Origin of the sequence: Streptomyces sp. NPDC056373 (genome assembly GCF_042262425.1) — a bacterium.
Lineage (GTDB): Bacteria > Actinomycetota > Actinomycetes > Streptomycetales > Streptomycetaceae > Streptomyces.
On record NZ_JBHJPX010000010.1, the window covers coordinates 1 to 13,342 of the forward strand.

Genomic DNA, 13,342 nt, shown 5'->3' on the forward strand with positions numbered 1-13,342 from the left:
GTGCCGGGCCGGGCCCGGCACACCCCCCGCCGCCGTCTCATGCCTGCCGCAGCTCCAGGGCGTCCAGGGCTGCTTCGGTGACCTCTTCGGGCGTCCGGCCGTCGGTGGCGACCATTGCCGTGGCGACCTCTTCGTAGAGATGCCGTCGCGCCTCGGCCAGCTTCCCCCAGCGCTCATGGGGGTTGGCGGCCAGCAGCGGCCGCGACGAGTCCAGCCCGGTCCTCCGTACGGCCTCCTCGGCGTCCATCGACAGCCATCCGACCCTCAGCCCGGCGAGCAGTGCGCGCGTGTCGGTGTCGAGGATCGCTCCCCCGCCCAGGGCCAGAACGCCCTCGTGCTCGCCGAGCGCCCGCCGCACAGCCGCCTTCTCGATCGCCCGGAAGGCCGACTCGCCCTCATCGACGAAGATCTCGGCGATGCTCCGGCCCTGCGCCGCGACAATGTCGTCGTCGGTATCCCGGTAAGAGACGCCGAGCCGCTCAGCCAGCAACTGCCCGACCGTGGACTTGCCCACACCCATCGGACCGACCAGGACGACCAACGGCCCGCTCATCGGATGGCGAGGTTGTCGAGGTACGACGTCACATTGCGGCGCGTCTCCACCACACTGTCACCGCCGAACTTCTCCGCCACCGCATCCGCCAGCACCAGCGCCACCATCGCCTCGGCGACGATACCGGCGGCCGGAACCGCGGACACGTCGGAGCGCTGATGGTGGGCCTGCGTCGCCTCGCCGGTGGTGACATCCACGGTCTGCAAGGCACGCGGCACGGTCGCGATCGGCTTCATCGCGGCGCGCACCCGCAGCAGCTCACCCGTGGTCAGACCGCCCTCGGTACCGCCCGAACGGCCGGAGGTGCGCCGGATACCGTCCTCGGTCCTCACGATCTCGTCGTGCGCCTTGGAGCCGGGCACGCGGGCGAGGCCGAAACCGTCACCGATCTCCACACCCTTGATCGCCTGGATACCCATGAGAGCACCGGCCAGCCGGGCATCCAGCTTGCGGTCCCAGTGCACATGCGAACCGAGACCGACCGGCACGCCGTACGCCAGGATCTCCACCACACCACCCAAGGTGTCGCCGTCCTTGTGGGCCTGGTCGATCTCCGCGACCATCGCCTTCGACGCGTCCGCGTCCAGACAGCGCACGGGGTCGGCATCCAGCTTCTCGACGTCGGCCGGGGCCGGGTACACGCCCTTCGGCGCCTTCGCCGCCGCCAGCTCCACCACGTGGCTGACGATCTCGACGCCGGTCGTCTCCTTCAAGTACGACCGGGCCACCGCGCCCAACGCGACCCGGGCTGCGGTCTCACGGGCGGAGGCCCGCTCCAGGATCGGCCGGGCCTCGTCGAAGCCGTACTTCTGCATACCCGCGAGGTCGGCGTGACCGGGTCGCGGCCGGGTCAGCGGCGCGTTACGGGCCAACTCGCCCAGAACCTCCGGTCCGACCGGGTCGGCCGCCATGACCTGCTCCCACTTGGGCCACTCCGTGTTGCCCACCATCGCCGCGACCGGTGAGCCGAGGGTGAGACCGTGCCGGACACCGCCGAGGAAGGTGACCTCGTCGCGTTCGAACTTCATCCGGGCACCGCGCCCATAGCCCAGGCGCCGCCTCGCGAGATGGTCCGCCACCATGTCCGTGGTGATCGGCACGCCGGCGGGAAGGCCCTCCAGCGTCGCGACGAGTGCGGGGCCATGGGACTCCCCCGCGGTCAGCCAGCGCAACCTGCTCAACGGTGCTCCTTCGTCATGCCGGCCGTGCCGCCGGGGTGCTCGTATCGGGGGAAGAGGCGTCGCATCTCGTCGTGGAAGCCCGGAAACGTCTTGGCGACGCACGCCGGATCGTCGAGGGTGACGGTCCCGGGGGCCGCGAGTCCGAGCACGGAGAACGCCATGGCGATCCGGTGGTCCCGACGACAGGAGATGCGCGCGGGCCGGAGGGGCCCCGGGTGGATGGTGACGCTGCCGGCGCCCTCCCGCGTCGCGACTCCGCAGGCCGTCAGGTTCGCGACGACCGCGGCGATCCGGTCGGACTCCTTGAGCCGCGCGTGGCCGATTCCCCTGATGGTGACGGGCGCGTCCGCCAGCGGTGCGACGGCGGCGAGGGTCATGAACGTGTCGGAGATCTCGCCCATGTCGACGGTGAACCCACCACGCAGCCCGTCGCCACCGGTCACCGTCGTCGCGGCCGGGCCCACGTCCACCCGGGCACCGGCCCGCGCCAGAACCTCGACGAACCGCAGGTCTCCCTGCAGGCTGTCGGTGGTCAGGCCGGGCACCGTCACCGACTGCCCCGTCACGGCGGCGGCGGCGAAGACGTACGAGGCGGTGGACGCGTCAGGCTCGATCGCCGAGTCGGTCGCCGTGTACGCGCCGGGTTCGACCACGAAACCACCGTCGTCCCGCTCCAGGACCCGCGCTCCGAAACGGCGCATCAGGGACACCGTCATGGCGATGTAGGGGCGGCTGACCAGCGGCCCTCCCTTCACGACGAGTCCACGGCGCATCAGGGGCGCCGCCATCAACAGACCGCTGAGGTACTGGCTGCTCATCGACGAGTCCACCGTGACCTCACCGCCGTCCAGGCCCTCGGCCCGGATCACCAGGGGCAGCCCGCCGCCCGGACCGGCACCGGCCCGCACCCCGATCCGGGAGAGCGCTTCGAACAGCGCCTTCTGCGGACGGGCACGCAACTGCGGGGAGCCGTCGACGAGAAAGGTCCCGTGCCCGGTCGCGACGAAGGGCGGAAGGAACCGGCCCGCGGTTCCGGCGTCCGCGCACCACAACCGGGCCGGACCGACGGGGCCCTTGCCGATTCCGGTCACGTCCCAGGAGTCCGGCAGGCCGTTCTCCACTCGCGCGCCCAGTGCCTCCACGGCGTCCCGGAACGCCACGGTGTCCTCACTGACGAGCGGATCCCGGATGCGGCTGACACCGCCGGCGGCGGCGGCCAGCAGAAGCGCTCTGTTGGTCAGACTCTTCGATCCCGGTATTCGGGCGGTGGACGCTGCGGTGTGCGGGGTGAGCGCGCTCATGTATTCCTTTCCATGGCGGACATGACGGATCGGAATGCCGGGCGGAGATGCCACGACGCCAGCAGAATTCGCGATGGCATCCGCGCCCGCAAGGCGGAAACAGCGTTTCGGATGTGCAACAAGCTGCACCACAGCTTGCTGCATTCGGCGGCGATGGCAGATCGCTCACCGGGAACGGCAATCTGGTGGTGGCGGATTCCCGCAGACTTTCACCGCATTCGGCCTCAACCTCGTAACGGAGGCATTTTCCATGTCCGTTGAGCGAGTTCCCGTACTCGTCGTCGGTGGCGCCTACACCGGGCTGACCACCGCTCTGAGCCTCGCAGCCCGCGGCGTGCGCCCCCTGCTGGTGGAGCGCCGGCCGCACGCCTCCACCTTGCCGAAGGCGTGGGGCCTGAACACACGGTCCCAGGAACTGCTCAACACGCTGCCCGGGGTGGCCCGGCGCCTGCGCGCCGCCCTGGGTGAAGCGCAGTGGCCCCGCATGAGCCACGGCGTCTCCCTGGCCGACCCGCAGCGGACCTTCCTCGACCCCGAGGCGGGACAGCCCGACCCTCAGCTGCTGTCCTCGGTTCCTCCGCTGGCCTGGGTGTCGCAGGCCCAGGTCGAGAACATCCTGCGGGTCAGCGCCGAGGAGGCCGGCGCCGACCTGCGCCCCGGCACCGAGCTGGTCTCCCTCACCCAGGACGAGGACAAGGTCACCGCGACGCTGCGCGAGGTGTCCGACGGCCGCACCTACGTCGTCGAGGCGGACTACCTGGTCGCGGCCGACGGAAACACCAGCGGGGTCCGCGACATGCTCGGCATTCCCGTCCACGGCGGCGGGACCATCGGCCACATGTACATCATCACCTTCGAGGCCGACCTGACCCGGTACGTGGAGAAGGGCGCGGTCGAAGTCATCGGCATGCCCGGCAGCGGGTCGAGTTTCATCCTGGACGGCTCGGAGCGGCACACCCTGTGGGTCGACTACTTCCCCGAGCGGGGCGAGACGCCGGAGGACTTCACGCCGGAGCGCTGCCTGGAGCGGATCCGCGCCGCCATCGGCGATCCCGAGATCGACGTCACCGTCGTCAACGCCCGTTTCTTCCCCATCAATCACAAGCTCGCCGAGCGCTTCCGCGAGGGCCGTGTCTTCCTCGCCGGGGACTCCGCGCACGCCTGCCCGCCGAACGGGGGGCAGGGCGGCAACCTCGCCATTCAGGACGCCTACGACCTGTCCTGGCGGCTTTCCCTGGTACTCACCGGGCAGGCAGGGCCCGGTCTGCTCGACACGTACGAGAGCGAGCGCCGTCCGGTCGTCACCCTCACCCTGGAGCGCGAGCTCGAACTGGCGAAGATCTCCGAGGGCCGGGTTCCCGCGAGTTACAACCCCGCCGATCCCAACGCCCCCATTCCCAAGCCCAAGGAATACCTGGGCTTCCGTTATCACTCTCCGGCGGTCCGCACGGAGGCGGACGACGACGGCAGCCTCCAGGAGGACCCGTGGAATCCGACCGGGCGCCCCGGCGGACGAGCTCCGCACGTCGTTCTCTCCGACGGCCCACGGGAGTTCTCCACACACGACCTGTTCGGTCGCGGTTTCGTCTTTCTGGCCGGGCACGAAGCCCCGGAATGGGTCGCCGCGGCGGAAAAGGTGGCCCGCGAACTCGGGGTGACTCTCACCGCGCACCGGATCGGCGACCGTCTGACCGACACCGGCAACGCCTGGTGCGGCCGGTACGGCGTCGAACCGGCCGGTGCCACCCTGGTGCGCCCCGACGCCGTCGTGGCCTGGCGCGGCAAGCAGGCCGCCGACGATCCGGAGGGCGACCTCACGACCGCCCTGACCGCGATACTCGCCCGCTGACCCGGAGGCGGAACGGCTCCGGACGGCCTGCGAGCCGCCCGGAGCCGTCGCGTCACCTGAGCCGACGGGCCGTACTCCTCAGGCGACATGAGGGTCCGCCGCGGACATCCCGGACCCGGAGCCGGACTCGAGCATGTGGTCGCGGACGATCCATCCGGCCTGGAAGCGGCTCTGCGCGCCCAGATCACCGAACATCTCCGCGATGTACTTGCGGCACGTCCGCACCCCGATACCCAGCCGCCGGGCCACCACTTCATCCTTGTAGCCCGCCGCCAGCAGCCGGACGATCGCGGTCTTCGTCTCCTGGGTCAGGCAGTCCGGGATGCGGTTGCTGCCACCCGTGCGCCGGAAGGCCACGCTCGTCGCCCACGCGCTCACGGCCATGTGCACGATGAACTCCACCAGGGCCTCGTGCCTGACCATGTGGGCCCGGCCCGTGTCCTCGCCGTCCAGCAGGAAGGCCACGGAACGGTCGAAGACGATCAGCGGTGGTAAGGACGCGGCGGTGGTCCGCACCTCTCCTCCCGACGCCGAGATCCGGTCGGCACAGTCGCGCACCTCCGCGTCGTAGCGGGACAGATGCGGGAGCAGCACCCGTACGCCGGCCGAGGACGGCACCGGCACCGAGGCTTGGGAGACGACCTCGCGGGCGAGCGCCGGGGCTCCCTGCCCCAGGGGCTGCACGGCGAACACCTCCTCCGTGCACTGCGCCGCGCAGCCCCGGAGCAGTTCGCTGATGTCGGAGACTCCCTCGACCGTGACCACGGGGCTGGTGCCCGAGCCCTGCACGCCGTCGACGCTGAGACTGGAGAGCGCGTTGAGCTGCTCGCGCATGCCGTCCAGTTGGGCTTGCCAGGCGTCGATGACACCGGAGAGAGGCTCGGCGTACTGGAGCTTGGCGGTCTCGGGATGGACCGCGATCCAGTCGCTGCGGTCCTCGGTCCGGGATCGGGCCAGCTTCATCCTTCGCAGCCGGGACAGCACACGCTCCGTCCGGCCGGCCCCCCATCCCAGACCGCTCGCGAGTCTCTCCAGCTTGGCCCCACCGGAGGCGAGCAGGAACTGATAGGCCGTCAATTCCTCTTCACCCATGAGCGGCATGAGCTGGGTGATGTCCACAGCACTCCCCCTTACCGACTTAGGAAACTGCGAAGCAAGATTAAACATGGGCGCAGTTATGAACGCAAGTCCAAGTTTTTTCCGGAGTTCATAAAGGGCACGTCGCCCCAAAGCGGGCGACTATGCCCACCCGAGATCAAGTCCTCGTGAAGAGCGTGAGGGGATCCCAGGCGAATAATGGTCGCGAGTGTATTTTTGTATCCCGACTTGATCGATCATCCGCCTCGCTCCCCGACTCAAGCCTGGAGACGTCCATGCGTCCAGAACCGTCGAGCCCGACCCCCCTCGCGATCGTCGGCATGGGGTGCCGGTTACCGGGGATCGGGAGTGTCGAAGAGCTGTGGGACGTCCTCATGGCCAACACCGACACCGTGACCCCGGTCCCCCATGACCGCTTCGACGTCGGTGAATACCACGACAACGCCCCCATGACCCCTGGCCGGACCGTGTCCCGGCACGGCGGTTTCCTCACCGACCCCTTCGGGTTCGACGCGGCCTTCTTCGGCATCTCCCCCGCCGAGGCCCGCGCCATGGACCCACAGCACAGGCTTCTGCTGCACGTGGTGTGGGAAGCCCTGGAGTCGGCCGGGACGCCCCCCTCCCGACTCGCCGGCAGCCGGGGCGGCGTGTTCGTCGGGCAGGCGACGTCCGAACACGCGGACACCGACCCCGAAGCCCGCGAACCGGACGTCCGCGACCTGATCGGCAGCCGGCTGCGCGCGGTCACCGCCGGCCGCGTCTCCTACGCCCTCGATCTGCGCGGGCCCAGCGTCGTCCTGGACACCGCCTGCTCCTCGTCGCTGGTCGCCGTGCACGCCGCACGGCAGAGCCTGCTCACCGGTGAGAGCGACCTGTGTGTGGCCGCGGGGGTCAACGTCATCCTGTCCCCGCACGACGCCATCGCCTATTCCCAGGGCGACATGCTCTCCCCCGGTGGCCGCTGCCGCTTCGGCGACGCCCGCGCCGACGGGTTCGTCCGCAGCGAGGGCGTGGGCGCGGTCGTGCTCAAGCGACTGGACGACGCGGTCCGGGACGGCGACCCCGTGTGGGCGGTACTGCTCGGCAGCGCGGTCACCAACGACGGCGCCGGCAGCGGCCTGTTGATCCGCCCCAGCGAGCGCGGGCAGGCCGACATGCTGCGCGATGCCTGCGCCGGCGCCGGCGTCGACCCCTCCGAACTCGACTACGTGGAAGCGCACGGCACCGGTACGAACGTCGGGGACGGAGTGGAGCTCCAGGCACTCGCCCAGGCGGCCGGGGCGGGCCGGCCGGCGGACCGGCCGCTGCTGACCGGATCGGTCAAGACCAACCTCGGTCACACCGAGGCCGCGGCCGGCATCACCGGTCTGATCAAGGCGGCGCTGATACTGCGGCACGGTGTCGTTCCGGCGTCGCTGCACCTCGACGAGCCGCACCCCCTGCTCGCGCAGGACGACTTCCCCGTACGCGTGGTCACCCGCAACCGGCCTCTGGACGCGGCCGGTTCACGCGCGCTGGTCGGCGTCAGCTCCTTCGGGCTGTCCGGCACGAACGCCCACGCGGTCCTCGGCGCCCACACCCCCGCCCCGGCGCCCGAGGACCCGGCCGACACCGAGGGCACCGCTTCGGACAGCGGGCCGCACCTGCTCGTGCTCAGCGCCCGGACGCCCGGCTCCCTCAGCCGCCTCGCCGAGCGTTACGCCGCCTACCTCGCTCCCGGCGGTGCCGGACGCCGGTACCCGCTCGCCGACATCTGCTCCGCGGCGGCCACCGGGCGTGATCCCCACCCCCACCGGCTGTGGGTCGTGGGTGACGACCACGACTCCCTTGCACGGCGACTGTCCGCCCTCGCCGCCGGGGAGACGCTGCCCGACGGCGCGACGGCCGACGCCGGCCTGTCGGGTGACAAGGAGGTCGTGTTCGTCTTCTCGGGTCAGGGCGCGCAGTGGGCCGGCATGAGCCGGGACCTCTACCGCTCCTCGCCCGCCTTCAGGAGCACCCTGGACGCCTGCGACGGTGCGGTGCGCCGGGAGCTCGGCTGGTCGGTCGTGGACCGGCTGATGTCCGACGACCAGGAGTTCCCCACCGATGTGGGCATCGTCCAGCCCGCCCTGTGGGCCGTACAGGTGGCGCTCGCCGCTGCCTGGCGCGAGCGGGGCGTGGAGCCGGGCCTGTGCATGGGGCACAGCATGGGCGAGGTCGCGGCCGCGCATGTCTGCGGTGCCCTCTCGCTCGACGACGCGGCCGCGGTGATCTGCCGTCGCAGCCGGCTGATGCAGCGCGCGGCGGGACAGGGCGCCATGCTCGCGGTCGAGCTGTCCGCCGGGGAGGCCCGCCGGTACGCGGAGCGCTACGGAGACGCGGTGTGCGTGGCGGTCGAGAACGCCCCCGGCAGCACCGTCCTCGCGGGCACCCCCGGCGACCTCGCCGCCCTCCGGGCCGACCTGGAGGAGAACGGGATCATGTGCCGTGCGGTCAAGGTGAACGTCGCCTCGCACTCACCCCAGATGGACGCGCTGTGCGAGGACCTGCTGCAGGAGCTGGCCGGCCTCTCGCCCGTCTCCGGCGCCACGCGCATGGTCTCCACCGTCGACGGCTCCGAGATCGAGGGCCGTGAACTGGCGGCCGCATACTGGACGGACAACCTGCGTCACCCCGTACGGTTCGCCGACGCCGTACGCAAGACGGCCCAGGAGACGGAGTGCGTCTTCCTTGAGGTCAGCCCCCATCCGGTCCTCGTCGCCGCCGTGGACGACACCCTGGGCGAGGGCCACACCGGCTCCCCGGCGGTGGCGTCCCTGCGCCGGGCGTGCGACGAGAACGCGGAACTGGCCCGGGCGGCCGGCCGGCTCTTCGCCCGCGGCGGACGGGTGGACTGGCGGCGCTGGTACGGCGACGGCCCACGGCACGTGCCCTCGCTCCCCACCTACGCCTGGGACACGGTCCGGTTCCGGCGCGAGGCGGCGGCCCCGGCGGACGGGGACCGGTCCTCCGCCTCCAGGGTCCGGCAGCTCGATCTCGCGTCCTGGGCCGCGACCGCCGAGTGGGGTGACGGCGTGGCCGTCGGCGGAGTCACGCCGGTGCCCCCCGTCGTGTACCTCGAAGCACTGCTGGAAACAGCCCGAAAGGCCGAGCCCGGAACGTCGTTCGAACTGCGGGACGTGCGGCTGGGCGATACGCACGTCCCCCTCGAAGCGGCCGGGGAAACGACCCTCCGGGTGACCCTCGAAGGACACCCGGACGAGGACGGACCGGGCCGCGCGGCGACCGTGCGCGCCCTGCTCGGGGACGCCCCGGCCGCCGTCCACTGCGCCTCCGCCAGGGTCGTCGCCGCGGACGACGACGCATCCCCCCCCACGGCCCCGGACCCTCTCGACACCGCGCTCGCCCGGTGCCGGGAGTACCTGGGAGCACAGGACTTCCCGGACTTCGCGCGGCGCCACGGGTACGACGTCGCGGAGCCCTTCCGCGCCGTGGCACACCTGTGGCGGCGCGACGGCGAGGCCGTGGCGCTCGTACGGCCGGCCAGGCCCCTCTCGCGGGCCGGCTGGGAGACCGGCCTCCAGCCGGTCCTCGCGGCCCGGCCGGGAGCCATGTCCGGCGACGGCGTCACCTACGTCCCCGAGTCCTTCGACTCGGTGCGGCTGTACGCGGAGCCCGAGCGGGAGTTCTGGAGCGTGAGCAGCGTGCGCGCCGAGGGCGGCGGGGCCCGGCTGGTGGCCGACGTCCTCCTGATCGCCCCGGACCGTCGCGTCCTGGCCCGCTTCTGCGGGATCCGCATGCGCCGGCTCGCCCGCACTCCCCCGGCAACCACGCCGCTGGCGCAGGTGTCCGCCTTCGTGTCGGCCCTCTCCGAGCAGTGCGCGGCGCCCCTCACCGGCCTGGTCAAGGCGGCACCTCTCACCACCCTGGTCAAGGCAACGCCCCTCACCGGCCTCGTCAGGGCGGAACCCCTCACCAGCCTGTTCAGGAAGGTCGCGGAACCCCTTGGCCCCGGCTTCCTCAGCGCCCTGCTGCCCGCCGGGCCACCCGCCGGTTCCGCCCGGGTACCACCGCCCCCGCCCCGGGAAGCCGCACCGCACGACCGACCCCGGCCCCAGGACCCCGCGGACGCGCTGGTCGAGATCTCCGCGGCGCTGCTGGGGATGCCCGCATCGGACCTCGACGAGCGCCGGTCGCTGCGCGAACTCGGGCTCGACTCCCTCATGGCCTCACAGCTCCGGCAGCGCCTGCACCGCGGTCACGGTATCGAGATCACCGCCGGCCGGCTCCTGGGCGCGGAGAGCGTCGCGAGTCTGCGCGAGGCCCTGACCGGGTCCGCCGCGCCGACCGGCCGTACGCAATAGGAGGGGCGGCATTCAAAGTTGCACCATGGTATAAAAACTACCCGGAGGTCACAGCCTCGACTCGAACAGAAGGGGACACCATGGACTCGCGCGCGACAACGACGCCGCCGCCGGTCGGCCGCCGGGAGCGCAACAAGCAACGAGTCAGAGAACGTCTCTACATGGCCGCGGTCGAGCTCTTCGTGGAGAAGGGGTACGACCAGACATCCATCGACGAGATCGCGGAGCGGGCCGATGTGGCACGTGGCACCTTCTTCAACTACTTCCAGCGCAAGGAAGACATCATCGGCGCCTGGGGGGAAAGGAGGCGTGCCGCGCTCGTGACGGGCCTCGAAGAGAGCGGCGCGTTCACTCCCGGCTCGATCGCCCGGCTGCAGCAGTGCATGGCGGTCCTCGTGCGGATCAACCAGGAGGAACCGCGGCTCACCACGGCCATGCTCACGGCCTGGGTCAAGGCGGGTCGGCCGATCCTGGAGGAACCGTACGTCGCTGAGGTGTTCGCCGAGATCGTCGACAGCGGGATGGGCCAGGGTGAGCTGAACCCCGGGATGTCGCCCATCGGCGTCGGCAACGTGCTGCGGGACGTCTACCTCGGCGCGCTCTACCGCTGGGCCAGCCGATCCCCGGACACGACCGGGACGCTGGCCGAGGAGCTGCAGCAGATCCTGCAGCTCCTCCTCGACGGCATGACCGCGCCGAAGACACGCTAGGGGCGCTGCCAGGACAGGCCCGCGGACCTCAGGCGGAGCCGCCCGGGGCGAGGGTGACGGTCAGGGCGGGCACCCGGCCCGCCGCCTCGCCGAACACCTCCCGGAGGATCTCCCACTCGTCCGCGCGCGTGGCGGCGTACCGCTGCCAGTCGCGTACGACGATCAGCAGCCCCTCGGCCGCGGCGCCCTCGGGCCAGACCGTGGGGTCCGCGAGGCTGTCGGCCAGCGCGTCCCAGTTGCGGCCGAACCAGTCGGGCAGGGCCAGGTCACGGACGCAGCGGTCCATGAGGCCCGCCTTGTCCGTGACCCCGCCCAGGTCCAGGACGAGCACGATCCGACCGGCCGGGTCGTGCACGTCGTGCGCCTGGCCGGTCACCCGTCAGACCCCGTCCGGGTCGGACCTGTTGAGCGCGGACTTCGGCGCCGGTCCGGCCGTCATCAGATAGTCGGCGGCCGAGGTGTCCGTCACCAGGCTGGTGACGAGCCCGGACCGCAGCACCGCGTCGATCGCGGGCCCCTTGCGCTGCCCTCCCGCGATCGCGACGACCTCGGGGATCCGGCGGAGCTGGTCGGCCTTGACGGTGATGCACCGCTCGCCCAGGTCGCGGCCGACCCGGCGGCCGTCGGAGTCGAAGAGATGCGCGGACATCTCGGCGGCGACACCGAGGGAGGCGTAGTGCGCGCGCTCCTCGTCGCTGAGCATGTCGTGCACCGTGGAGATGCCCGGCTCCCAGGAGCCGATGGAGACACAGGCGACGGTGACCTTGTCGAAGTGCTCGAAGGCCCGGGCGATTCCCGTCTGGTTGCGCAGCGCCGTGGCCGTGGCCGCGTCGGGCAGCAGCATCGGGGCGTAGATGGGGTGGGCGTCGCCGCCGGACACCTGGGCGGCGCGGCGTACGGCCTCCACCGAGCCGCGTTCGGCGGTGCCGGCGTCGTAGACACCGGTCAGCTGCACCACCGTGCAGGGCGGCAGCCGGTCGAGCGCCGCCGCCATGTGGATGGTGGAGCGGCCCCAGGCCAGGCCCAGCACATCTCCCTCGTCGACCAGTTCGCCGAGCAGGTCGGCGGCCACTTCTCCCAGGTTCTCGGGGTCGGGGGTCTCCTCGGCCTCGGCCGGGGACTCGACCACGACGGCGTGCCTGAGGCCGTAGCGGGCGCGGAGCGCGTCCGAGCGCTCGGCGTCCAGCTCGGCCGGCACGCGGATCTCGATCCGTACGAGATCCCGTTCGAGAGCGGTTTCCAGGACCCGGGCCACCTTGAAGCGGCTGACGCCGAACTCCTCCGCGATCTGGATCTTGGACTTGCCCTCAAGGTAGAAGCGGCGGGCCATGGCCGCCGCCTGCACCAGCTCAGCGGGTCCCATCCGCATGGCTGACCGGCCCGCCGACATACCCGACACGGCGTTCTCCTCACTGCTGTTCACACTCTGGATTCGCCGTTCATCCTTGCAGATGTGGCGCGGTTGATCAGCCCTGATGAGAGCCGTTCACTTTGCTGTGGCTCAGTGGTTGCAGGCCCAGCTGGCCTTCGACGTCGCCGCCTCGGCCTGGGTGCGTAGTGCACGTACCGCTTCTGCCGGGTCGTTTGCCCCGTAGACAGCCGATCCCGCCACGAAGACGTCGGCTCCGGCGTCGGCGCAGCGCTCGATGGTGGAAGCCGAGACTCCGCCGTCGACCTGGAGCCAGAGCTCCAGTCCGTGCTTGCTGATCAACTCGCGGGTGCGGCGAATCTTCGGAAGCATGATGTCGAGGAAGGCCTGTCCCCCGAAGCCCGGTTCGACCGTCATGATCAGCAGCATGTCGAGCTCGGGGAGCAGGTCCTCGTACGGCTCGATGGGTGTCGCGGGCTTCAGCGCCATGGAGGCGCGGGCGCCCTTGGCGCGGATCTCCCGGGCGAGCCGGACCGGAGCCGCGGCGGCCTCGACGTGGAAGGTGACCGAACCGGCCCCCGCCTCCACGTACTGGGGCGCCCACCGATCGGGGGCCTCGATCATCAGATGGCAGTCCAGCGGAGTGTCCGTCGCACGGGCCAGCGACTCTACGACCGGCACGCCGAGCGTGAGGTTCGGGACGAAATGGTTGTCCATGACGTCGACGTGGAGCCAGTCGGCTCCTCCCACTGCCTTCGCCTCGTCCGCGAGGCGGGCGAAGTCTGCGGACAGGATGCTGGGGTTGATCTGCGCGGCCATGTCCTAAGACTGCCATGCCCTGTGGGGGTTGTGAGCATCGGACCCGGGTCGTCCGCGGGCTGCGGGAATCGTGTGGCTCGTCGCGCCCACGCGGCGGAGCCGCACATGTCACAGCC

At 71.3% G+C, this 13,342-nt stretch carries 10 protein-coding genes; 3 read left to right on the forward strand and 7 right to left on the reverse strand.

The window, feature by feature from the left end:
• Window positions 1-37: 37 nt before the first annotated feature.
• Genes ACFCXS_RS21740 through aroA form a run of 3 tightly spaced genes read right to left on the reverse strand, consistent with a single transcriptional unit; the run spans window position 38 to window position 3,035 of the window.
• The gene (locus ACFCXS_RS21740; RefSeq protein WP_376645005.1) at window positions 38-553 is read right to left on the reverse strand and encodes a shikimate kinase; all 516 of its coding nucleotides are present in this window, start codon (window positions 551-553) and stop codon (window positions 38-40) included.
• A complete protein-coding gene (gene aroC, locus ACFCXS_RS21745; RefSeq protein ID WP_376645006.1) occupies window positions 550-1,734 on the reverse strand; it encodes a chorismate synthase in 1,185 nt (394 codons plus the stop codon). Before aroC ends, ACFCXS_RS21740 begins: the two co-directional genes overlap by 4 nt.
• Entirely contained in the window at window positions 1,731-3,035 is a 1,305-nt protein-coding gene (gene aroA / locus ACFCXS_RS21750) for a 3-phosphoshikimate 1-carboxyvinyltransferase (RefSeq protein WP_376645007.1), read from the reverse strand. The genes aroC and aroA overlap by 4 nt, the downstream gene beginning before the upstream one ends.
• 250 nt (window positions 3,036-3,285) lie before the next feature.
• On the opposite strand from aroA, the gene ACFCXS_RS21755 reads away from it, so the two are divergent.
• The gene (locus ACFCXS_RS21755; protein WP_376645008.1) at window positions 3,286-4,884 is read left to right on the forward strand and encodes an FAD-dependent monooxygenase; all 1,599 of its coding nucleotides are present in this window, start codon (window positions 3,286-3,288) and stop codon (window positions 4,882-4,884) included.
• A 78-nt stretch (window positions 4,885-4,962) separates the two neighbouring features.
• On the opposite strand, the gene ACFCXS_RS21760 is transcribed toward ACFCXS_RS21755, so the two are convergent.
• Window positions 4,963-6,003 carry a hypothetical protein gene (locus tag ACFCXS_RS21760; protein WP_376645009.1) on the reverse strand — a complete coding sequence of 347 codons (1,041 nt, stop codon included), beginning with the start codon at window positions 6,001-6,003 and terminating at the stop codon, window positions 4,963-4,965.
• A 254-nt stretch (window positions 6,004-6,257) separates the two neighbouring features.
• Between ACFCXS_RS21760 and ACFCXS_RS21765 the strand changes: the two genes are divergently transcribed.
• Window positions 6,258-10,328 (forward strand): type I polyketide synthase, encoded by a 4,071-nt coding sequence (locus tag ACFCXS_RS21765; protein ID WP_376645010.1) that lies wholly within the window; start codon window positions 6,258-6,260, stop codon window positions 10,326-10,328.
• Window positions 10,329-10,489: 161 nt separating this feature from the next.
• Window positions 10,490-11,038 carry a TetR/AcrR family transcriptional regulator gene (locus ACFCXS_RS21770; protein ID WP_376645011.1) on the forward strand — a complete coding sequence of 183 codons (549 nt, stop codon included), beginning with the start codon at window positions 10,490-10,492 and terminating at the stop codon, window positions 11,036-11,038.
• Window positions 11,039-11,066: 28 nt separating this feature from the next.
• Here the strand turns inward: ACFCXS_RS21770 and ACFCXS_RS21775 are convergent, their stop codons facing one another.
• The 3 genes from ACFCXS_RS21775 to rpe form a co-directional block, all read right to left on the reverse strand.
• Window positions 11,067-11,414, reverse strand: coding sequence for a barstar family protein (locus ACFCXS_RS21775; protein ID WP_376645012.1), 348 nt, complete (start codon window positions 11,412-11,414; stop codon window positions 11,067-11,069).
• A gap of 3 nt (window positions 11,415-11,417) precedes the next feature.
• Window positions 11,418-12,461: a sugar-binding transcriptional regulator gene (locus ACFCXS_RS21780; protein WP_376645013.1), complete on the reverse strand. Its 1,044-nt coding sequence runs from the start codon at window positions 12,459-12,461 to the stop codon at window positions 11,418-11,420.
• A 78-nt stretch (window positions 12,462-12,539) separates the two neighbouring features.
• On the reverse strand, window positions 12,540-13,226 hold the full coding sequence (gene rpe, locus ACFCXS_RS21785) for a ribulose-phosphate 3-epimerase (RefSeq protein WP_376645014.1): 687 nt from the start codon (window positions 13,224-13,226) through the stop codon (window positions 12,540-12,542).
• Between the last annotated feature and the right edge of the window lie 116 nt (window positions 13,227-13,342).

Coding starts and splice junctions, on each gene's coding strand:
- ACFCXS_RS21740 (WP_376645005.1), bottom strand. CDS start 553: ATGAGCGGGCCGTTGGTCGTCCTGGTCGGTCCGATGGGTGTGGGCAAG.
- aroA (WP_376645007.1), bottom strand. CDS start 3,035: ATGAGCGCGCTCACCCCGCACACCGCAGCGTCCACCGCCCGAATACCG.
- ACFCXS_RS21755 (WP_376645008.1), top strand. CDS start 3,286: ATGTCCGTTGAGCGAGTTCCCGTACTCGTCGTCGGTGGCGCCTACACC.
- ACFCXS_RS21765 (WP_376645010.1), top strand. CDS start 6,258: ATGCGTCCAGAACCGTCGAGCCCGACCCCCCTCGCGATCGTCGGCATG.
- ACFCXS_RS21770 (WP_376645011.1), top strand. CDS start 10,490: ATGGCCGCGGTCGAGCTCTTCGTGGAGAAGGGGTACGACCAGACATCC.
- rpe (WP_376645014.1), bottom strand. CDS start 13,226: ATGGCCGCGCAGATCAACCCCAGCATCCTGTCCGCAGACTTCGCCCGC.